This window comes from Leyella stercorea DSM 18206 (assembly GCF_000235885.1).
GTDB classification, from domain to species: domain Bacteria; phylum Bacteroidota; class Bacteroidia; order Bacteroidales; family Bacteroidaceae; genus Prevotella; species Prevotella stercorea.
The window spans coordinates 1-619 of the sequence record NZ_JH379354.1; the positions used below are offsets into that span (position 1 = coordinate 1).

Below are 619 nucleotides of genomic sequence, written 5' to 3' on the forward strand. Positions count from 1 at the left end.
TGGAATGGAGCCGGGCATGGTACTCCGATTCGGAGTACGAGGGCTGGCTGGGCCATGGCGTACACTGCTGCTATGACCGCACGGTGGAAAGTTTCGAGGACGAGGGCGTGACGATGCTCCGCATGGAGGACGGCCGTGCCGTCGCTTTCCCGCCGATAGCACCGGGCGGCGAGTTCTACATGCGCACGGAACGCGTGACGCTGCGCCGCACCGAAAAAGGCTACGAGGCATACAGCCATGACAGCCTGCTCACATACCGCTTCGACATGCGGGACGGCGGCGCGTGGCGCATGACGCGCATAGAAAACCCCGACGGGCTTCATATACAGCTCCGTTTCAGCAACGGCAGGTTCTCCGGAGTGAGCGACCCTGCCGGACGCACGGTACACGCCGCCACCGACACGAAGGGACGCGTCACGAGCCTGTCGTTCGTCACCGACAAGGGAGAAGAGCGTCTGGTGTCGTACACCTACGACGAATCCGGCAACATGACGGGCATCACCGACGCCATGGACAAGACCACGGAGATGTCGTATAGCGGCCACCTGATGACGGAGAAGACTGACCGCAACGGCGACACCTACCGCTGGGAATACGACAGCAAGGGACGGTGCGTCCA

General features: G+C 62.7%; 1 pseudogene. It reads left to right on the forward strand.

What is annotated here, in order from left to right:
* Window positions 1-47 precede the first annotated feature (47 nt).
* Window positions 48-619 (forward strand): annotated as a pseudogene (locus tag HMPREF0673_RS00955) (hypothetical protein); the annotation flags it as partial.